This window comes from Dactylococcopsis salina PCC 8305 (assembly GCF_000317615.1).
Taxonomy (GTDB): domain Bacteria; phylum Cyanobacteriota; class Cyanobacteriia; order Cyanobacteriales; family Rubidibacteraceae; genus Halothece; species Halothece salina.
In genome coordinates, this window is record NC_019780.1 from 2,623,257 (window position 1) to 2,644,705 (window position 21,449).

Annotated in this window: 12 protein-coding genes; 2 read left to right on the forward strand and 10 right to left on the reverse strand. The window is 45.1% G+C overall.

Going from position 1 to position 21,449, the window contains the following annotated elements; translation table 11 throughout:
• Positions 1-512 precede the first annotated feature (512 nt).
• Positions 513-1,247, forward strand: a complete 735-nt coding sequence (locus tag DACSA_RS12845; RefSeq protein ID WP_015230168.1) for a biliverdin-producing heme oxygenase — start codon at positions 513-515, stop codon at positions 1,245-1,247.
• Positions 1,248-1,612: 365 nt separating this feature from the next.
• On the opposite strand, the gene DACSA_RS12850 is transcribed toward DACSA_RS12845, so the two are convergent.
• The 3 genes from DACSA_RS12850 to DACSA_RS12860 form a co-directional block, all read right to left on the reverse strand.
• Positions 1,613-2,185 (reverse strand): hypothetical protein, encoded by a 573-nt coding sequence (locus tag DACSA_RS12850; protein ID WP_015230169.1) that lies wholly within the window; start codon positions 2,183-2,185, stop codon positions 1,613-1,615.
• Between the two features lie 69 nt (positions 2,186-2,254).
• Positions 2,255-15,460 (reverse strand): choice-of-anchor Q domain-containing protein, encoded by a 13,206-nt coding sequence (locus tag DACSA_RS12855; protein ID WP_041235484.1) that lies wholly within the window; start codon positions 15,458-15,460, stop codon positions 2,255-2,257.
• A gap of 319 nt (positions 15,461-15,779) precedes the next feature.
• The gene (locus DACSA_RS12860; protein ID WP_156800787.1) at positions 15,780-16,271 is read right to left on the reverse strand and encodes a hypothetical protein; all 492 of its coding nucleotides are present in this window, start codon (positions 16,269-16,271) and stop codon (positions 15,780-15,782) included.
• A 187-nt stretch (positions 16,272-16,458) separates the two neighbouring features.
• On the opposite strand from DACSA_RS12860, the gene DACSA_RS12865 reads away from it, so the two are divergent.
• Entirely contained in the window at positions 16,459-17,745 is a 1,287-nt protein-coding gene (locus tag DACSA_RS12865) for a Glu/Leu/Phe/Val family dehydrogenase (RefSeq protein ID WP_015230173.1), read from the forward strand.
• A 27-nt stretch (positions 17,746-17,772) separates the two neighbouring features.
• On the opposite strand, the gene DACSA_RS12870 is transcribed toward DACSA_RS12865, so the two are convergent.
• The 7 genes from DACSA_RS12870 to DACSA_RS12900 all read right to left on the reverse strand — a co-directional run bounded on the left by DACSA_RS12870 (position 17,773) and on the right by DACSA_RS12900 (position 21,243).
• A complete protein-coding gene (locus tag DACSA_RS12870) occupies positions 17,773-18,231 on the reverse strand; it encodes a PIN domain-containing protein (protein WP_015230174.1) in 459 nt (152 codons plus the stop codon).
• Positions 18,231-18,464, reverse strand: coding sequence for a hypothetical protein (locus DACSA_RS12875; RefSeq protein ID WP_015230175.1), 234 nt, complete (start codon positions 18,462-18,464; stop codon positions 18,231-18,233). The genes DACSA_RS12870 and DACSA_RS12875 overlap by 1 nt, the downstream gene beginning before the upstream one ends.
• A 304-nt stretch (positions 18,465-18,768) precedes the next feature.
• Positions 18,769-19,167 carry a peptide-methionine (R)-S-oxide reductase MsrB gene (gene msrB / locus DACSA_RS12880; protein ID WP_015230176.1) on the reverse strand — a complete coding sequence of 133 codons (399 nt, stop codon included), beginning with the start codon at positions 19,165-19,167 and terminating at the stop codon, positions 18,769-18,771.
• 33 nt (positions 19,168-19,200) lie between these two features.
• Positions 19,201-19,362 carry a hypothetical protein gene (locus DACSA_RS12885; RefSeq protein WP_156800788.1) on the reverse strand — a complete coding sequence of 54 codons (162 nt, stop codon included), beginning with the start codon at positions 19,360-19,362 and terminating at the stop codon, positions 19,201-19,203.
• Positions 19,363-19,486: 124 nt separating this feature from the next.
• The gene (locus DACSA_RS12890) at positions 19,487-19,624 is read right to left on the reverse strand and encodes a photosystem II reaction center protein K (RefSeq protein WP_015230177.1); all 138 of its coding nucleotides are present in this window, start codon (positions 19,622-19,624) and stop codon (positions 19,487-19,489) included.
• 70 nt (positions 19,625-19,694) lie between these two features.
• Positions 19,695-20,804 carry a tRNA guanosine(34) transglycosylase Tgt gene (gene tgt / locus DACSA_RS12895; RefSeq protein ID WP_015230178.1) on the reverse strand — a complete coding sequence of 370 codons (1,110 nt, stop codon included), beginning with the start codon at positions 20,802-20,804 and terminating at the stop codon, positions 19,695-19,697.
• Positions 20,785-21,243, reverse strand: coding sequence for a hypothetical protein (locus DACSA_RS12900; protein ID WP_015230179.1), 459 nt, complete (start codon positions 21,241-21,243; stop codon positions 20,785-20,787). The genes tgt and DACSA_RS12900 overlap by 20 nt, the downstream gene beginning before the upstream one ends.
• Positions 21,244-21,449: the final 206 nt, after the last annotated feature.

The following is a 21,449-nucleotide window of genomic DNA, read 5'->3' on the forward strand; positions in this document are numbered from 1 at the left end:
TTTAAATAGTTATTGATGACTTAGTATAGCAATCCCAAATCATTTGTAAAAAGTTGCTTAACCATTCCCCCCTTAAAAAGGCTAGGGGGGATTAACCGTTCCCCCCTTGCGAAGGGGGGCTAGGGGGGATTAACCATATCGGCTTTTCCATCTTATCAAAGTTCTCTTACAAGAAGATAATCAGTGTTTTAACCGAAGAGAATGAATAGTTCGGCAAAGAGTACCATAAGTGAACAATTGGCACTACAGACAGGCTACCTAAGCCCCCCAACCCCCCAAGTTTGGGGGGCTTTAATGTAACTTGATTTTTGCAAAATGGTATAACTCAGCAAATTAAGCAAAATTGGGAGTTCGAGAGGAAAGCAACTGTATCAGTCAGTACAACTTAAACATTCTTAATGCAAATTATCATCAAGTTAGTTTACGCTATTTTAATTAAGTCCCATTTTCTAAGATGTTTAGAAACGCTCTAAAACTAATCTTGTCGTTTACTCAAGCAAAGCAATTTTAATATGACTGTAGATTTAGCCACAATGTTAAAAGAAGGGACGAAAAAGTCCCACACGATGGCAGAAAACGTGGGTTTTGTCAAGTGTTTCCTGAAAGGAGTAGTGGAAAAAAACTCCTATCGTAACCTCGTCGCCAACCTTTACTTTGTCTATTCCGCGATGGAGGAAGAAATGGCGAAACATAGCGAACACCCAATTGTCTCTAAAATTTACTTCCCAGAATTAAACCGTAAAGAGAGTTTAGAGGAAGATTTACAATACTATTTTGGTAACAATTGGCGAGAAACTGTTTCTCCTTCTGCGGCTGGAAACGCTTACGTTAACCGCATTCGGGAAGTCTCAGCCGAAGCACCAGAGTTGTTAGTTGCTCATTCCTATACTCGTTATCTGGGAGATTTATCTGGTGGACAAATTCTTAAGGGAATTGCTCAACGAGCGATGAATTTAGAAGACGGTGTGGGAACATCTTTTTATGAGTTTGAAGCGATTTCTGATGAGAAGGCATTTAAAGATACTTATCGTCAAGGGTTAAATAATTTACCCATTGATCAAAGTACCGCCGATCGAATTGTTGAGGAAGCGAATGATGCTTTTGGCTTAAACATGAAACTGTTTAAGGAACTCGAAGGCAATCTCATTAAAGGCATCGGGATTATGCTATTTAATAGTGTCACCCGTCGTAACCGTTCTCGCAAGAATAAAAACAACGAATTTGCTACCGCCGAATCAACCAATTAATGGTTACTTCTGGTTAAGCCGATTCTAACGGAAAAGCAACTCAGTTGGTGAAGTGACAGTTGGTTATTTTACGGACTGGGTTGTTGTCATTTTAAATAGTGAGTGGCAACTTATTCCTTTCGTTTCGATCGAGCAAGAATCACTTCACCGAACCACCAACCGCAACTTCCCGCGATCGCAGCGGCAAGGATTAAGCCAGCAAAATATAACGGTTGATTTAGAAGGATGGCAAACTCATCTCCCACCCCAAAAGCGGCGAGTAAATAACCGATAACGATCGCAGTGGTAAAGAAAACAATATTTCCTAAACATCGGTTTGGCTTCGATCGATAGCTTCCTCGGAATATTGACGCTCTCCCATCAAATCAAATCTTCGACAAGCGGACACTGAGCGTGTCGAAGTGCAGATGCCGATTATCATGGGAGATTCTTGCTTCTAACATATGAGCTATGCTCAGAGGCTCTTTCTGACGCTTAATCAGAGTAGCAACCCGTTTAAGGGTTTTATGTGGATGACGGCGTTTTATCCAACGACGTAGTTTGTTATAGACGAGGATTAGATCAATAGGATTCGGATCAATGTCAGAGAAAGGATTTTCTACCGTAAAGTTGAAGTTTCCGAGATTGAGGGGGAGAGGTCGATCGGGCCAATTACCATTAAAGTTAAAGTATTGGAATTGAAGATAGCGATCGGTTTGAGAATCGTTATCAAAGTTTTCCTCATCAGCAAAGCTGTTCACTTCTCCAAACAGATCAGTTGCAAAAAGATTAGAGGTTTCGTTGAAGGTGAGGTTTGAGGAATCGTAATGAAGACGGAGTGCAATTCCCGTGAGGGTATTATCCACTGGGGAAGTATTGTAATTGAGAGCGAGATCAAAGTTACTATCTACCTCTAACGTTAGGTTTGGGGTTGCAAGTTGGATAATTTGAAAGTTCATTGAGTTCTCCTAAAAAAGTGTGTTAGTTGAGTTAAATCGGTGTGAATATCGGTGTGAATCAAAGGGAGGTTAAATAGAAGTGAGATCAGCAAGATTGGCTTGAATTTCCTCTAGAGATAAAGAAGAATCAGGGGAAATTGCGCCATTAATCAAAGCCTCACCAGCAAAAGCATCCCCAAACAAGAAGCGCACCGCGATAATGCCATCGGAAAGAGGATTAATTTCCCCATCCTCGTCAATATCGAGGAAACCTTCATCAACTCCGATTTGGAGATGGTCACGAATTTCTGGTAAGCTGCGACTTGCCTCAGCACCGATCGCGCCATTAATCAAGTCATCATTACTAAACGCATCACCAAAGAGAAAGCGCACAGTCATAATGCCATCGGAAAGCGGACTAATTTCCCCATTTCCATCAATGTCTAATGACCAATCTATTGTTTCATCAACGTCGGTTACTTCGATTTGGAAGTTTTCGGTGATGATTCCGCCGTTTCCATCTTCTGCGGTGACTTCTAGTTCATAAATGTTATCCTCATCAGCGTCTATAGGGTTTTCAAAGTCGGGAGGATTATTAAACTCTAATTCTCCTGTATCAGGATTAATCGTAAATAATCCTTGGTCAGCGCCACCCGTGAGGGAGAAAGTAACTTCATCCCCATCTGGATCATCTGCTTGGAGAGAGAGCGGCGCGATCGTGTTTTCTTCAATGGTTTGTAAGGAATCAGAAGTAATGATCGGAGATTCATTGGTGTCTTCTGAAACATCCAACACTTCTATGTTGAGCGTTTGACTGGTGTTTCCACCGTTTTCATCTTCTGCGGTGATTTCTAGTTCATAAATGTTATCCTCATCAGCGTCTATGGGGTTTTCAAAGTCTGGGGCTTCAATAAAGTTCAAATTGCCTTCAACATCAAGGGTAAATAATCCTTGGTCAACGCCACCAGTGAGGGAGAAGGTTAAAAAGTCTCCTTCTGGATCATTTGCGGTTACTGTGTCAACAAATGTATTATTTTCTTCAATGGAGAGTGCTGAATCCGATGTGATTTCTGGGGGTGAGTTATCTTCAGGTTCAACATCAATTAAGCTGACGGTAACTGTACTTGTGCCAATAATCGTATCATCATTGGTCTGAGTCGCAGTGACATCAAATTCAAAACTCGGTGTGGTTTCAAAGTCTAAGTCACCAGGGTCAGCAACGGTAATTAAACCATTTTCAGCAATGGTGAAGGCATCTGTGCCATTACCATTCGGGTCTAAATCACCTTCAAGACCTAATGTAAACTCATCTCCTTCTGCATCAGTCGCGATCGCCCGACCGACGATCGTTCCCTCAGGGCTGTTTTCCCGAATCTCATTGACATTCGCTGCCACAGTTGGGGGCTGATCAACATCAGGATTATTTTCCACAATAGTGACCGAGCCAGTACCCGTTGCGCCTAGAGGGTCAGTTGCCGTAACACTTAAGCTAAAGGCTGTTCCTTCTCCTGCTTCTACTAAATCACCGCTATCATTGATTGTGATTTGTCCCTGTCCATCGATCGCGAAGGGTAGATTTTCATCACCATCAATATCGTCATTTCCAGCGCTGATGCTGACTTCGAGGTTATCTCCATCATCACCGTCTTGGATTGAGACAGTTCCGACCACTTCACCATTAACTAAGTCTTCTTCGATATTGAAGACGGCATCATCTACTTCTGGTGTCGCATTACCACCGGCGACATTGAGAGCCGAGTCAATAAAGCTATCATCCCCTGTGGTGGCAAAGTCGATAATCGCTGAAGTCCGTAAGAATCCTTCAGGAACACCCGCTGCTTCGACTTGGGCAACAATGTCATTGAAGGCTTCTGTGCCTAAGTCCGCTTCTAAACTGGCGAGGGTAACTTCTTCGGCGGCAAAATCAGGGTCATTAATTTCATTGATATCCTCTCCCTCCCGTAAGAGTAAAGAATTAGTTGCTTCAGTAACACGGAAAGCATCAGCAAACTCACCGTTAATTTGTTCAAAGGTTGCCTCTTCAATCACATCACCGTTGCTGTCAACGATGTCATTACTGGGATCGCCGTCTTTATTCCCCATAACGCCTGTAATGTTGCCATTACGCTCCTCAGAAAGGAAGAAACGAGGGTCAATTCGGTTTTCAAGGAATTGCACAACGATCCGTTCTTGGGCTTCACCACCAAGATTGATGTTTAAGAAGCCATCACCCAAGTCAGTTATGCGACCACTATCTCCTACTTCGATTCCATCTACAGGAATATCGGTTACGGTTTCACCATTGATCACTACAGGATTTTCTTCTCTTGCATAAATGGCAACGGTATCGCCACCAAAATCAGTAGCAATGGCGGTATAGCTAGACAGTTGATCTGAAGGTGTTCCGTCATCTTGAATAGCAGGGGCGGTGCGAGCCTGAATGATTAAGGGGTTATTCTCATCAGTGGACTCAACGAGAGTGAATTCACCAACCACTTGGAAGCCAAAATTATTACGGTCAAAGGTGGTAACGTGAGGATCACCAAAGCCAGAAGCAGGACGACCACAGTTAACATCAATGATGGCAGCACCAATGTTTATTGCTTCACCGTCGCTTACTTCTACCATTAAAGAAAAGGAAGGAACAGTCCGAGTAAAGGCTAACGAAACAACCTTAAATAAGGGTCCGAGATCATCGGTATCGTTAACAGTAATTACCCCTTCATTATCAATAGCAAAGGGCGCATTGCCATCACCATCAACATCGGGGTCTTCTGTTGTTCCCTCTGTAAATGTATTGATGAGACGGACTTGAGAGGCTTCACTCAAGCTAACCGTTAAATCATCCCCATCTGGGTCGCTAATGTCTAGCTGACCGATTTCCGTACCGTTACGAGCCAATTCGCTAACTTCAAAGTTGCCGACATTAACAACAGGAGGCTGATTTTCAACGATATCATTAGCAATATCGTTAATGGTGATTTCTACATTAGCCACATCTGTACCACCATTGCCATCATTAGCAGTAACCTGAACTTGGTAAACGTTATTTCCATCCGCATCCTGTGGGTTTTCAAAGTCGGGGGCGCTGACAAAGGATAATTCTCCAGTGTTCGCATCAATGGCGAAGAAGTTGCCATCCACACCGCCAGAGATAGAGAAGGTCAAAGGATCATTCTCAGGATCGTTAGCAGAAATGGTTGTGACAGCAGTGCTATTTTCAGGAAGGCTTTGGGCTGGAACAGCGCTGATGTTTGGTGCATCATTCACCCCATTGATAGTAACTGTAACGGTTGCGGTATCAGTTTCGCCATTGCCATCAGAGACGGTGTAAGTCAAGCTGTCTGTGGCTGTTTCGCTGTCGCCAAGGGCTTCATCTTTTCCATTGGGGTTATAGTCAAAAGTCCCGTCACTATTCAGGGTTAGCAGTGCGCCAGAAGCGAGAGTAATTTGATTACCAACATCACTGCTGTTACCATTGACTTCAACGATGGTGAGGGGGTCACTGTCAGGATCGCTGTCATTAGTTAGGACATTACCAGAAGTTACTGTATCCTCATCAGTGGAGAAGTTGTCATCATTGACAGTGGGAGGAAGGTTTTCCACAACATCAGTTACTGTCACAGAGACAGTTGCGGTATCAGTTAAGCTACCGTCGCTGACTGTGACTTCCACTTCATAGACGTTATCGCTACCATCATCAGCAGGGTTTTCCAAGTCGGGGGCGCTGACAAAGGATAATTCTCCAGTGTTCGCATCAATGGCGAAGAAGTTGCCATCCACACCGCCAGATATAGAGAAGGTCAAAGGATCATTCTCAGGATCGTTAGCAGTAATGGTTGTGACAGCAGTGCTATTTTCAGGAACAGAGGTGGTAATATCGTCAACGGTGGGAGCAGTGTTTAGAATTTCTACTTCAAATGCTCCAATATCCACAGTGCCGTTGAAAATTCGATCGAATCCCCGTTGGTCAAAGTCAACACTAGCAGGAATTAAGTTATTATCTCCAGCATCAATTGCGGGTGAACCCTCTAACAGCGCGATCGTCTGTGTGGGACCGCCATTGTCTTGTAATCCTGCAGGATCGAGAATACTGTTTAGTGCAGTGGGATTCGTGCCATCAGAAGTAGCTGTAATATCATTAGCACCAGGAGTAAAGTTCGTGAAGGCTTGAGAATTATCTCGGCTGTCATCCCCAAACAGGTTATTTGCATCAGCGTTAATTGTCCCAGTGATGAAACCCTCACTGTAATTGAAAACTTCATTGCCACTGGTAGCTGCACTGTTCCCAGAGATTAAGCTATTGCTGAGGGTGGCTGTGCCAAAATTGTTATAAATCCCCCCGCCATCATCAGTTGCCGAATTGCCACTGAGGGTGCTGTTGCTCACATTGGCCGTGCCCAAGTTATAAATCCCCCCGCCATCATCAGCAAAATTGCCACTGACGGTGCTGTTGGTGACATTGGCTGTGGCAAATAAGTTAAAAATCCCCCCGCCATTAGTAGCAGAATTGCCACTGAGGGTGCTGTTGCTCACATTGGCCGTGCCCAAGTTATAAATCCCCCCGCCATCATCAGCAAAATTGCCACTGACGGTGCTGTTGGTGACATTGGCTGTGCCATCATTCCAAATCCCCCCGCCATCATCAGCAAAATTGCCACTGACGGTGCTGTTGGTGACATTGGCTGTGCCTAAGTTATAAATCCCCCCGCCTAAGTTATAAATCCCCCCGCCATCATCAGCAAAATTGCCACTGACGGTGCTGTTGGTGACATTGGCTGTGCCATCATTCCAAATCCCCCCGCCATCATCAGCAAAATTGCCACTGACGGTGCTGTTGGTGACATTGGCTGTGCCATCGTTAAAAATCCCCCCGCCATCAAATGCAGCAGAATTGCCACTGACGGTGCTGTTGGTGACATTGGCTGTGCCATCGTTAAAAATCCCCCCGCCATCCAATGCAGAATTGTCACTGACGGTGCTGTTGGTGAGAGTTAAATCTTCACGGTTATAAATTCCCCCGCCATCGCCTGAGACAGTCCCGCTACTAAAGGTTAAGCCCCCGCCACTAACGGTTAAGCCGTCGAGGGTAACAGTCACTTCATTGGCGTTATCCCCATCATCAATATTAAAGATGCGGAAGTCAACAGTCGCGTCACTTGCCCGTTGCACCGTGACATCAGGGCTGCCATCATCATCGAAGTCGCCATCTATGGTTAAACCTTTGTCAATGACTAATTCCCCTAACGTTTGATCAAGGGTAATGGTGTTAATCCCATTGGCAAAGGTAATTGTTCCCCCTGGCGCGATCGCGCTTAGAGCATCCCGTAAACTGATGTCTCCATCGGTCACGCTTCCATCGACCTCATCGATGAGGGTATCAACAACTAAGTGAGTAAGGTTAACCGTGAGAATAAAGGTTTCTGTGGTTGCATCTGTGCCATCATCAACGGTAACTGTGATGTTCGCTGTACCTAATTCATTAGAAACTGAAGTTAGTTCAAGGGTACGGTTTTCATCTGTACCAGACAAGGTGATATTACCATCAGGCATCAAGGTTTGATTGTCTGAGGTGGCGCTTACGGTTAAGCTATCAGCAGCAGTTTCTACATCGCTAATGGTGAAGTCAATCGCACCACTGCTGCTATCTTGATCAAAGGTTTGATCTGGAATTTCGCTGATGTTTGGTGCATCATTCACCCCATTGATAGTAACTGTAACGGTTGCGGTATCAGTTAAGCTACCGTCGCTGACTGTGACTTCCACTTCATAGACGTTATCGCTACCATCATCAGCAGGGTTTTCAAAGTCAGGTGCGCTGCTGAAGGATAATTCTCCAGTGTTCGCATCAATGGCGAAGAAGTTGCTATCCACACCGCCAGAGATAGAGAAGGTCAAAGGATCATTCTCAGGATCGTTAGCAGTAATGGTTGTGACAGCAGTGCTATTTTCAGGAACAGAGGTGGTGAGATCGTCAACGGTGGGAGCAGTGTTTAGAATTTCTACTTCAAATGCTCCAATATCCACTGTGCCGTTGAAAATTCGATCGAAGCCGTCTCCCCGTTGGTCAAAGGAAACACCATCAGGAATTAAGTTATTATCTCCAGCATCAATTGCAGGTGAATCCACTAACAGCGCGATCGTCTGTGTGGGGCCGCCATTGTCTTGTAATCCTGCAGGATCAAGGAGGGGGTCTTGTCCAGTGATATTGTTGGTATTAGTGCCATTGATTTGATCAGCATTATTCTCAATGAGGCTGTAACTAGCGTTGATTGTTCCCAAAGTGCTACCTTGCTCATTATAGAGGTCGCCCCCTTCTGCTCCGTTGGTGAGGTTATCAGCAACAATGCTGTTGGAGAGGGTAACAGTGTCGTCGCCCCCATCATCATTCCAAATCCCCCCGCCATTGTCCGCTGCCGAATTGCCACTGACGGTGCTGTTGCTCACATTGGCTGTACCAAAGTTATCAATCCCCCCGCCATGACCATCAGCCGAATTGCCACTGACGGTGCTGTTGCTCACATTGGCTGTGCCATTATAGTTAAAAATCCCCCCGCCATGATCAGTTGCCGAATTGCCACTGACGCTGCTGTTGTTGACATTGGCTGTGCCCAAGTTAAAAATCCCCCCACCATTGTCCGCTGCCGAATTGCCACTGACGGTGCTGTTGCTGAGGGTGGCTGTGCCACTGTTAGAAATTCCCCCGCCATCATCAGTTGCCGAATTGCCACTGACGGTGCTGTTGGTGACGTTGGCTGTGCCCGAGCCATTGTTCCAAATCCCCCCGCCATCATAATTAGCAGAATTGCCACTGACGGTGCTGTTGCTCACATTGGCTGTGCCATTATAGTTAAAAATCCCCCCGCCACGATCAGTTGCCGAATTGCCACTGACGCTGCTGTTGTTGACATTGGCTGTGCCAGCGTTCCACATTCCCCCGCCATTGTCCGCTGCCGAATTGCCACTGACGCTGCTGTTGTTGACATTGGCTGTGCCAGCGTTCCACATTCCCCCGCCATCATCAGTTGCCGAATTGCCACTGACGGTGCTGTTGATGAGAGTTAAATCTTCACGGTTAAAAATTCCCCCGCCATCGCCTGAGACAGTGCCGCCACTAATGGTTAAACCATCAAGGGTAACAGTCACTTCATTGGCACTATCCCCATCATCAATATTAAAGATGCGGAACTCAGCAGTCGCGCCACTGGCTCGTTCTACCGTGACATCAGGGCTGCCATCGTCATCGAAGTCGCCGTCAATGGTTAAACCTTTGTCAATGACCAATTCCCCTAATGTTTGATTAAGGGTAATGGTGTTAATTCCGTCAGCAAAGGTAATTGTACCTCCAGACGCGATCGCTGCTAGAGCATCTCGTAAGCTCACATCCCCGTCGGTGACGCTGCCATCGGCTTCATCGGTTTCAGTATCCACGATTAAATCCGTTGGAGGTTGCACTTCAAACGCGCCTATATCCACTGTGCCGTTGACAATTCGATCGAATCCCCGTTGGTCAAAGTCAACACCAGTAGGAATCGAGTCATTATCGCCAGCATCAATTGCGGGTGAATCCTCTAACAGCGCGATCGTCTGTGTGGGGCCGCCATTGTCTTGTAATCCTGCAGGATCAAGGAGGGGGTCTTGTCCAGTGATATTGTTGGTATTAGTGCCATTGATTTGGTCAGCATTATTCTCAATGAGGCTGTAACTGGCGTTGATTGTTCCCAAAGTGCTACCTTGATCATTATAGAGATCGCCCCCTTCTGCTCCGTTGGTGAGGTTATCAGCAACAATGCTGTTAGAGAGGGTAACAGTGTCGCCCCCGCCATCATCATTCCAAATCCCCCCGCCATTATTAGCAGCCGAATTGCCACTGATGGTACTGTTGGTGACATTGGCTGTGCCAAAGTTATTAATCCCCCCGCCATCATAATTAGCAGAATTGCCACTGACGGTGCTGTTGTTGACATTGGCTGTGCCAAAGTTATAAATCCCCCCACCATCATCAGTTGCCGAATTGCCACTGACGGTGCTGTTGGTGACATTGGCTATGCCATTATAGTTAAAAATCCCCCCACCATCATCAGTTGCCGAATTGCCACTGACGGTGCTGTTGGTGACATTGGCTGTGCCATCGTTAAAAATTCCCCCGCCATCATTAGTTGCAGAATTGCCACTGACAGTGCTGTTGGTAAGGGTTAAATCTTCACGGTTAAAAATTCCCCCACCGCGATTATTTGGAAACGACCCACTGGCTACACCACCTGTAATGGTTAAACCATCGAGGGTGACAGTCACTTCATTGGCACTATCCCCATCATCAATATTAAAGATGCGGAAGTCAACAGTCGCGTCGCTTGCCCGTTGCACCGTGACATCAGGGCTGCCATTATCATCGAAGTCGCCATCTATGGTTAAACCTTTGTCAATGACTAACTCCCCTAATGCTTCATCAAGGGTAATGGTGTTAATCCCATTGGCAAAGGTAATTGTACCTCCAGACGCGATCGATTCGATCGCATCTCGTAAACTGATTCCATCTCCTGCTTCAAGACCATCATTTTCATCGGTTTCAGTATTCACTTCCAATGCAAGAAGTAATTCAAACGCCCCAATATCCACAGTGCCGTTTAAAATTCGATCGAATCCCCGTTGGTCAAAGTCAACACCAGTAGGAATCGAGTCATTATCGCCAGCATCAATTGCGGGTGAACCCTCTAACAGCGCGATCGTCTGTGTGGGGCCGCCATTGTCTTGTAATCCTGCAGGATCGAGAATACTGTTTAGTGCAGTGGGATTCGTGCCATCAGAAGTAGCTGTAATATCATTAGCACCAGGAGTAAAGTTCGTGAAGGCTTGAGAATTATCTCGGCTGTCATCCCCAAACAGGTTATTTGCATCAGCGTTAATTGTCCCAGTGAAGAAAGAACCACTGTAATTGAAAACTTCATTGCCACTGGTAGCTGCACTGTTCCCAGAGATTAAGCTATTGCTGAGGGTGGCCGTGCCAAAGTTATAAATCCCCCCGCCATTATCAGATGCAGAATTGCCACTGACGGTGCTGTTGGTGACGTTGGCTGTGCTGCCGAAGTTAAAAATCCCCCCGCCATCATCAGCAGAATTGCCACTGACGGTGCTGTTGGTGACATTGGCTGTGCCAGAGTTGAAAATCCCCCCGCCATCATCAGCAGAATTGCCACTGACGGTGCTGTTGGTGACATTGGCTGTGCCAAAGTTATCAATCCCCCCGCCAAATTGTGCAGAATTGCCACTGACGGTGCTGTTGGTGACATTGGCTGTGCCACGGTTATCAATCCCCCCGCCAAATTGTGCAGAATTGCCACTGACGGTGCTGTTGGTGAGGGTTAAATCTTCATCGTTAAAAATTCCCCCGCCATCGCCTGAGACATTCCCGCCACTAACGGTTAAGCCGTCGAGGGTAACAGTCACTTCATTGGCGTTATCCCCATCATCAATATTAAAGATGCGGAAGTCAACGGTCGCGTCACTTGCCCGTTCTACCGTGACATCAGGGCTGCCATCATCATCGAAGTCGCCATCTATGGTTAAACCTTTGTCAATGACTAATTCCTCTAATGTTTCATCAAGGGTAATGGTGTTAATCCCATCAGCAAAGGTAATTGTTCCCCCAGGCGCGATCGATTCGATCGCATCTCGTAAACTGATTCCATCTCCTGCTTCAAGACCATCATTTTCATCGGTTTCAGTATTCACTTCCAATGCAAACGGAAGCAATTCCAATGCTCCAATATCCACTGTATTGTTGAAAATTCGATCGAATCCTGTTCCCCGTTGGTCAAAGTCAACACCAGCAGGAATCGAGTTATTATCTCCAGCATCAATTGCGGGTGAACCAGCTAACAGCGCGATCGTCTGTGTGGGGCCGCCATTGTCTTGTAATCCTGCAGGATCAAGGAGGGGGTCTTGTCCAGTGATATTGTTGGTATTAGTGCCATTGATTTGGTCAGCATTATTCTCAATGAGGCTGTAACTGGCGTTGATTGTTCCCAAAGTGCTACCTTGCTCATTATAGAGGTCGCCCCCTTCTGCTCCGTTGGTGAGGTTATCAGCAACAATGCTGTTAGAGAGGGTAACAGTGTCGTCGCCCCCATCATCATTCCAAATCCCCCCGCCATTGTCCGCTGCCGAATTGCCACTGATGGCACTGTTGGTGACATTGGCCGTGCCATAGAATGTGTGAATGCCAAAAGAGCGTGTGCCACCGTAGTTATAAATCCCCCCGCCATCATTAGCCGAATTGCCACTGACGGTGCTGTTGTTGACATTGGCTGTGCCTAAGTTATAAATCCCCCCGCCACTACCAGTTGCCGAATTGCCACTGACGGTGCTGTTGGTGACATTGGCTGTGCCATAGAAGCGGTTATAAATCCCCCCGCCACTACCAGTTGCCGAATTGCCACTGATGGTACTGTTGGTGACATTGGCCGTGCCATAGAATGTGTAAGTGCCAAAAAGGACAGAGCGTGTGCCACCGTAGTTATAAATCCCCCCGCCATCATCAGCAGAATTGCCACTGACGGTGCTGTTGGTGACATTGGCTGTGCCAAAGTTTTCAATCCCCCCGCCAGAATTAGGAGCAGAATTGCCACTGACGGTGCTGTTGGTGACATTGGCTGTGCCCAAGAAGTTAGAAATCCCCCCGCCATCATCAGCAGAATTGCCACTGACGGTGCTGTTGGTGACATTGGCTGTGCCCAAGTTATTATAAATTCCCCCGCCATCATCAGTTGCCGAATTGCCACTGACGGTGCTGTTGGTGACATTGGCTGTGCCATTGAGGCCGTTATAAATCCCCCCGCCATTATTAGCAGCCGAATTGCCACTGACGGTGCTGTTGGTGACATTGGCTGTGCCAAAGTTAGAAATCCCCCCGCCATCATCAGTTGCCGAATTGCCACTGACGGTGCTGTTGATGAGAGTTAAATCTTCAAAGTTATAAATTCCCCCGCCATCAAGGTTATAAATTCCCACGCCATCGCCTGAGACAGTCCCGCCACTAATGGTTAAGCCGTCGAGGGTAACAGTTACTTCATTGGCATTATTCCCATCATTAATATTGAAGATGCCGAAGTCAACGGTCGCGTCACTTGCTCGTTGCACCGTGACATCAGGGCTTCCATCATCATCAAGATCGCCGTCAATGGTTAAACCTTTGTCAATGACTAACTCCCCTAATGTTTCATTGAGGGTAATCGTGTTAATTTCGTCAGCAAAGGTAATTGTTCCCCCTGGCGCGATCGAATCGATCGCATCTCGTAAACTGATTCCATCTCCTGCTTCAAGACCATCATTTTCATCGGTTTCAGTATTCACTTCCAATGCAAACGGAAGCAATTCCAATGCTCCAATATCCACTGTATTGTTGAAAATTCGATCGAAGCCGTCTGCCCGTTGGTCAAAGTCAACACCAGCAGGAATCGAGTTATTATCTCCAGCATCAATTGCGGGTGAACCAGCTAACAGCGCGATCGTCTGTGTGGGGCCGCCATTGTCTTGTAATCCTGCAGGATCAAGGAGGGGGTCTTGTCCACTGATATTGTTGGTATTAGTGCCATTAATTTGGTCAGCATTATTCTCAATGAGGCTGTAACTGGCGTTGATTGTTCCCAAAGTGCTACCTTGCTCATTATAGAGGTCGCCTCCTTCTGCTCCGTTGGTGAGGTTATCAGCAACAATGCTGTTAGAGAGGGTAACAGTGTAGTCCCCGCCATCATCATTCCAAATCCCCCCGCCATTGTCCGCTGCCGAATTGCCACTGACGGTGCTGTTGGTGACATTGGCTGTGCCAAAGTTATCAATCCCCCCGCCATGACCATCAGCCGAATTGCCACTGACGGTGCTGTTGCTCACATTGGCTGTGCCATTATAGTTAAAAATCCCCCCGCCATCAAATCCTGCCGAATTGCCACTGACGGTGCTGTTGGTGACATTGGCTGTACCAAAAGCGTTAGTAATCCCCCCGCCATCAAATCCTGCCGAATTGCCACTGACGGTGCTGTTGGTGACATTGGCTGTACCAAAAGCGTTAGTAATCCCCCCGCCATCAAATCCTGCCGAATTGCCACTGACGGTGCTGTTGGTGACATTGGCTGTGCCATTGTTAAAAATCCCCCCGCCATCATCAGTTGCCGAATTGTCACTGACGGTGCTGTTGGTGACATTGGCTGTGCCATAGTAGTTATAAATTCCCCCGCCATCATCAGCCGAATTGCCACTGACGGTGCTGTTGGTGACATTGGCTTCGCCTTTGTTATAAATCCCCCCGCCATCATTAGTTGCATAATTGCCACTGACGGTGCTGTTGGTGACATTGACGGTGCTGTTGGTGAAATTGGCTATGTCTCGGTTATAAATTCCCCCGCCATCATCAGCCGAATTGCCACTGACGGTGCTGTTGATGAGAGTTAAATCTTCACCACTGTTATAAATTCCCCCACCAGAGCCTGAGACAGTCCCGCCACTAATGGTTAAACCATCGAGGGTAACATCTCGAATATGAATCTTAAAGATGCGGAACTCAGCAGTCGCGTTACTTGCCCGTCGCACAGTGACATCAGGGCTGCCATCATCATCGAGGTCGCCATCTATGGTTAAACTTTGGTTAATGACTAATTCCCCCAATGCTTCATCAAGGGTAATGGTGTTAATCCCATTAGCAAAGGTAATTGTACCTCCAAACGCGATCCGGCTGATCGCATCTCGTAAGCTCACATCCCCATCTACAACCTTGCCATCGGCTTCATCAGTTTCAGTATCCACAGTGAGAGTCGCTTGCTCGATGATGATTTCTTCCCCATCAACAACAATTGTGCTGAAGTCATCCTCTTGACGCAAACCTGCTAATTTTTCTTCGCTGAGAGGTTTTCCTCGTACTAACGCCGAGAAAATTGCTCCTTCATCCCCAGCGCTGTCTGTGGTATTGAGGAAAGCATCAACAGCATGACCCACCTCTTCTAAAAACACCGCGGTGGTAACTTCTAGGGAAAAACCCTCTAACGCACTGGATAAATAAATCGTATTTGTTGCACTGGCATAAGCTCCCAACGCCCCATTTAATGCCGAACTGGGCAACACTTCCATCCCTAGTTCGTCTAAAAACGTCCCATCAGTGAGCATTGCTTGTAAAGTTTCCGCGGTCTCGATTTCGTAATCAGTTCCGAAAGCGGTTTCTAATCCTGAAAAAAACTGCTTACTTTGGGCAAACTCATTGAGGAGTGTCCCCCCATTGACCATTAACGCTTCGATTAAATCATTCATGACTTGGCTTCTCCCATATTTTGAAACGCCCCACTAAGGGAGACCTCAAAGAGTATGGCTTTGATCCAGCCGTAATGCGCTTCAAAGGTCTGCCTGCGTCTGGCAATTAAACTAATAAGTTTGACTTATTAACTTTCAAAGACACACTTACTATATCGAGATTGAACTGTCGTGTCAATTTTGTAACGTACTCTTAACAACACCACAGAGGCAATTTTTAACATAAGTTAAAATAACGTAAATCACAAATTCAGTAGATGGAAAACTTTTTGTGCAATAGTCAATGCTAATTGATAAATCGGTAAAATCTCTGCTTTACTTAAGTACATAAATATTTTGATAGAGTATAGGTAAACGTTTCTCCAGTGGAATCAGTGGTGCTGAACGTTCCCACCGTGCTGTTAGTGGGAACATTTTCATCGATCGAAGTGCTACTAAGATTAATGTCAGTCGTGACTGAATCCAAAAAATCACTAAAACCACTGACACTATAACTCCCTGATCCTCCTCGTCCAAGAGTTGTTCCTCCTAGGGGCGCACCACCGACAAAAATTCGTAAGGTATTGGCTTCGATAATTTGGTCAGTGAGAGTCGCTCGGTTTCCTGTGCCAGGATGGGTAAAAACCATATCCCAAGTATTTACACTTAAATTACTGGGGTCGATCGATGCTAAGTCATCTCCCAAACGAGCAGCGATCTCATTAATGGTTTCTTCAAAAACATCTTTCTTCTCTTGGGTGTCAAAAAAGTTATTCGTGTCATAGGTGTAGTCCACATCAATGATCAAATTTTCCTCATTAGCCACGTTCATTACTTCAGAGTTCCATTGCCAAATGGCTTGATCATTTGAATTTGAGTAATCTAAAGGTAATTTTGGCTTCTGAATCATCAAAAAAACTGATGGTTAATTGCAATTTATCTAGATATTTTCAATGATTACAGATTGTCGCCTTAACGGGAAAATAAAAGGTGTAACCGTTTGAGTATTTTATATTGCAATGATCCACTTCTCCTTACTCGCCGACGCAAGCACCCGCATTGAAAGAGCCTTAAAATATGTGGAAATCTCAAAAGATGCTATGACGCGACTACAAGCGCCGAAAGCAAGTGTGACGGTTTCGATTCCCTTGCGTCTTGATGATGGTTCACTACAACTGTTTAAAGGATATCGGGTTCGCTATGATGACACACGCGGACCTGGAAAAGGAGGGATTCGCTATCATCCCCACGTTTCGATCGATGAGGTGGAATCCTTAGCCTTTTGGATGACATTTAAGTGTGCTTTGTTAAATCTGCCTTATGGTGGCGCAAAAGGTGGGATTACCGTTGAGGCGAAAACCCTTTCTCGATCGGAATTAGAACGACTCAGCCGAGGCTATATTAGCGCGATCGCGGACTTTATTGGTCCCGATGTGGATATTCTCGCCCCAGATATGTACACCAACGCCACGATTATGGGATGGATGATGGATCAATACAGTATCATCCAACGTCGCATTACTCCTAGTGTTGTTACGGGAAAACCGATCAGCATGGGAGGAAGTCAAGGAAGAGAAACCGCCACCTCTGTGGGAGCATTTCAAGTCATTAACACCCTTTTAGAGAAGTTTGATCAATCTCCCCAAAAAACCACTGTAGCGGTGCAGGGATTTGGCAATGTTGGGGCAATGTTAGCACAACTGCTGTCACAAGTGGGGTATCGAGTGGTTGCGATCAGTGACTCACAAGGAGGGATTTATGCTTCACAAGGTCTAGATATTCCTAGCATCCGTCGTTATAAAATGAGCAGTCGCAATCTACAAGCGGTTTACTGTGAAAGTAGCGTCTGTAATATTGTTGAACATGAAGTGATCACTAATGCTGATTTATTGGCGTTGGATGTGGATGTTTTAATTCCTGCAGCTTTGGAAAATCAAATTACTGCTGATAACGCCCAGCAGATACAAGCCAAATATATCTTTGAAGTGGCAAATGGACCCGTTACCTCGCAAGCAGATCAGATTTTAGAACAGAAGGGAATTTATGTGTTTCCTGATATCTTAGTTAACGCGGGTGGAGTGACCGTCAGTTATTTTGAATGGGTGCAAAATCGCAGTGGGTTGTATTGGACGGGAGAAGAGGTGAATCAGCGACTAAAAGAACGGATTACAGTAGAAACTGAGAAAACATGGTCGATCGCGCAGGAATTTGGCGTTTCCATGCGAACCGCTGCATATATCCACGCTTTAAGACGTTTAGGGGAAGCGATGGATGCAAAAGGAACAGGGGCTGACAACAAAAAATAAATTCTCTTTTCCTAGATTCGATATATTTTAAGCTAAAAATTGATCAATAAATTCGAGAGGAGTTAAACATTTAAATGTAGCAATCGCTTTAATTAATTCTCGGTTAGAAGATATAAAATAATCTGATTCTCCTAACTTTGCTGTTAAATAAATCTCTATATCTTCGTTAGGAATTTGATCATCAATTATAATTTTTTCTAATTCTTGTTTCCACTCAAGACTGTAGTTTACATAATGAAAATTTAAATGCGACCAAATTAAGCCAATTGCAAAGCCTGCTTGATCTTTATTCCATAAGTATTTTCCTACCCGTCTAACTTGATCGATAATCTCATCTGATAAAACGATTTCTGCTGTTACTGTAGCTGTTGAGTTATCAAAGTAACCAATTGCCCTTAAAATTTCCGCTTCTGGAGAATTTATGTCTTGAATGCCAATGATATAAACATTTGTATCGAGACACAAACGCTTCAGTTTAGCTATCATTAGCCTCTTCCTTTTTCCTCTAGTTTTTCTAGTTTAACCTGATGAATTAAATCCATAATTTTCTCTCGCGAGTTATAACCTTTTTCCTCGGCAAGTTTTCGCATTTCGTTAAATTGATCGGGTTCGTTTTTTGCCACAATTACGAGATCAACTTCCCCATCGCTTAAATTTTTCGGTACAACCGCGCTTAATTTGCCTTTTTCAATTTTTCCTGTTGTTTGTATGATTTTCATCTTCTTCTCTCTCATTCTTTTAATTTTTAATCGTAATACCATTTTGATAAATTTGCGCTACATTGTAGGGTTTGCCTCGCCCACCCTCAGGTAACTTTGCGCTTATTACTGTAACTTTACTTTTCCAAAATGGTATAACTCTAACAAATGAGAGGCAAGCCAGACATCCTAATCGCGCCCTCATTATTTTTCTCTGCTCAAAGTCTGCGTATCCCAGATAGAAGATTGCGCCATATTCTCTCTTTTTGAGGAAAGTAAAAAGAGGGGTAAGAGTGAAAGTTCTTCACCCCTAACCCCGATAAATTTATGATTGAGGTTCAAAATCCAAGGCAGCGGAGTTCATACAGTAGCGTTTGCCAGTGGGCGCTGGGCCATCATCGAACACATGACCCAAATGAGCATCACAAGCGGAACATAAAACCTCAGTGCGAGTCATAAATAGGCTTCGATCGCTCTCATAATCGACTTTATCATCTTCCACAGGTGCGTAGAAACTGGGCCAACCCGTACCCGAATCATATTTCGTTTCAGAAGTAAACAACGGTTGACCACAACAGATACATTTATAAGTTCCCGGTTCTTTGTTATCGTGATATTTCCCTGTAAATGCGCGTTCTGTTCCTTTCTGGCGAGTGACGCGAAACTGTTCTGGTGTCAGTTGTTGTTTCCACTCTTGCTCAGATTTTTTGACCTTTTCCACCATGATTTTAATTAATAATTCTTAACGTCTTTACCTTTAGTGTAACGTTTCTACTTGTCTTCTCCACACCACCCAAGCTACTCTCTGATTGGTGTTGGGTTTCGTAAACTTCACCCAACCTACTCTCTGATTGGTGTTGGGTTTCGTAAACTTCACCCAACCTACTCTCTGATTGGTGTTGGGTTTCGTAAACTTCACCCAACCTACTCTCTGATTGGTGTTGGGTTTCATCTTCTCCACACCACCCACCCCAGACATCAAAAAACCACCTACCGAGGGAAAGCAGGTGGATGGAAATTTAGCATTTAAGAGACGATCGGGCTTATTTAAATCCCACAGCCGCTTGCCAAACAAACGCCAACAGTAAAAAAAATACAGGGATTAAGGGGAGAACATCAACTAACGGATCGAAAATCGAATAGGCTTCGGGGAGTTTTGCAAACAAGAATGTTGCTTCCATTTTTATGATTCCTTACCAACACAGTTTCTTAAAATATCGCTACCAATTTTAACATGATTAACGCCACCATTTATCGCAACCAATGACCAAATTCCGCAAGAAATCGATCGTGCAAAATGGCAGTGCGGATGCGTTCCGTAAAACGGATTAATTCTGTAACGTTATGTAAAGAAATTAAGAGATAGCCCAACATTTCCCGCGATCGAATCAAATGGCTGAGATAGGCGCGAGAAAAGGTCTTACAGCAATAACAAGGACAACAGTCGTCTAGGGGGGTAAAATCCTCTCGAAAGCGTGCATTCTTCAAATTCCAGCGTTCTCCTTGCACTAAAGCACTACCATGTCGCCCTAAACGAGTGGGAATCACACAGTCAAATAAATCAACCCCTTGCGCGATCGCGTTCACCATTTCCGAGTAAGTTCCTACGCCCATCAAATACCGAGGCTTTTCCTGGGGTAATAAAGGCGCTGTCACCGCCACAATCTGATTAATTAACGTTCCAGGTTCCCCCACACTCACCCCACCAATGGCATAACCAGGTAAATCGAACTCAACTAACCGTTTGGCGGCTTGTCTCCGTAAATCCTCATAAACCCCGCCTTGGACAATGCCAAACAACGCTTGACTTTCCGAACGATCATGAGCTTGAATACAGCGTTCTAACCAGCGTTCTGTGCGCTCCGTCGCTAATAATACCGCATCATAATCAGCAGGATAAGGCGGACATTCATCAAACGCCATAATCACATCCGCACCGAGTGCATTTTGTACCTGTATCGCTTTTTCGGGAGTAAAGTCAATGATGCGACCATCACGCGGCGATCGAAACGTCACTCCTTCCTCACTAATCTTCCGTAACTCACTGAGACTAAAAACCTGAAAACCGCCAGAATCGGTTAAAATCGGCTGTTTCCAGCCCATAAACTTATGCAACCCTCCCGCTTGTTTAATAATCTCCTCTCCAGGTTGCAAATGAAGATGATAAGTATTCGCCAGAATCATCTGTGCTTGCGCCGCTTCTAGTTGCGCGGGTGTTAATCCTTTGACCGTTGCGATCGTTCCCACCGGCATAAAACGAGGCGTTTCCACCTTACCATGAGGGGTTTCAAAAATCCCAGCACGAGCTTGAGTCTGGCGACAATTCCGTTCACAATAAAACTTAAAAGAAATACTCGTCATCCTCTTCATCTAATTGGACATCATGGCGCGCAGAAAGAACATCTGTCACCATTGCTTCTAGCGTCGCTTGGTCTAAATTAGAGTTCGCTTCGTGATAATTTAGCGGATTCGTCAGAGGAGATAAACGCAAAGTGCGCTGTTCATGGATTAGATCAAAATAGGTTTCCCCTTGGGGAGTGGTTTGTAACTGGAGATAATCAAAACTAAATAAATTAACATAAATCGTTTGATTAGCAATTAAAGTCGCTTGTGATACATCGTCAAAAACTTCGACAATATATCCCTCTCCTTCACCACTACATTCTCCATCTAGATAATGAAAGTAACGCACATGACCTAAATCATTTAACAAGCGATACATATCTTCCTTGTTGACAATTATGCCATTATCAATGATACAGGGAGCGAGGAGTTGTGAAAATGGTTTTTGATTACTCATTGTTAGTCTCGATTCTAAATTAGCTGAAAGGTTAAGTTTTAGGGTGTTCTAGGGAAAAATGATGACAACTGACACTTCCGTTTCGATCTAACATGATTCTGGATTTTCAGCGAGTTTAAATCTTGATGAAGTCATATTAGATGACGATACAAACTTGAAGTCAAAAAGGCATGGGGTAAAATTAAGCTGTTGCCTCCTAATAGGCT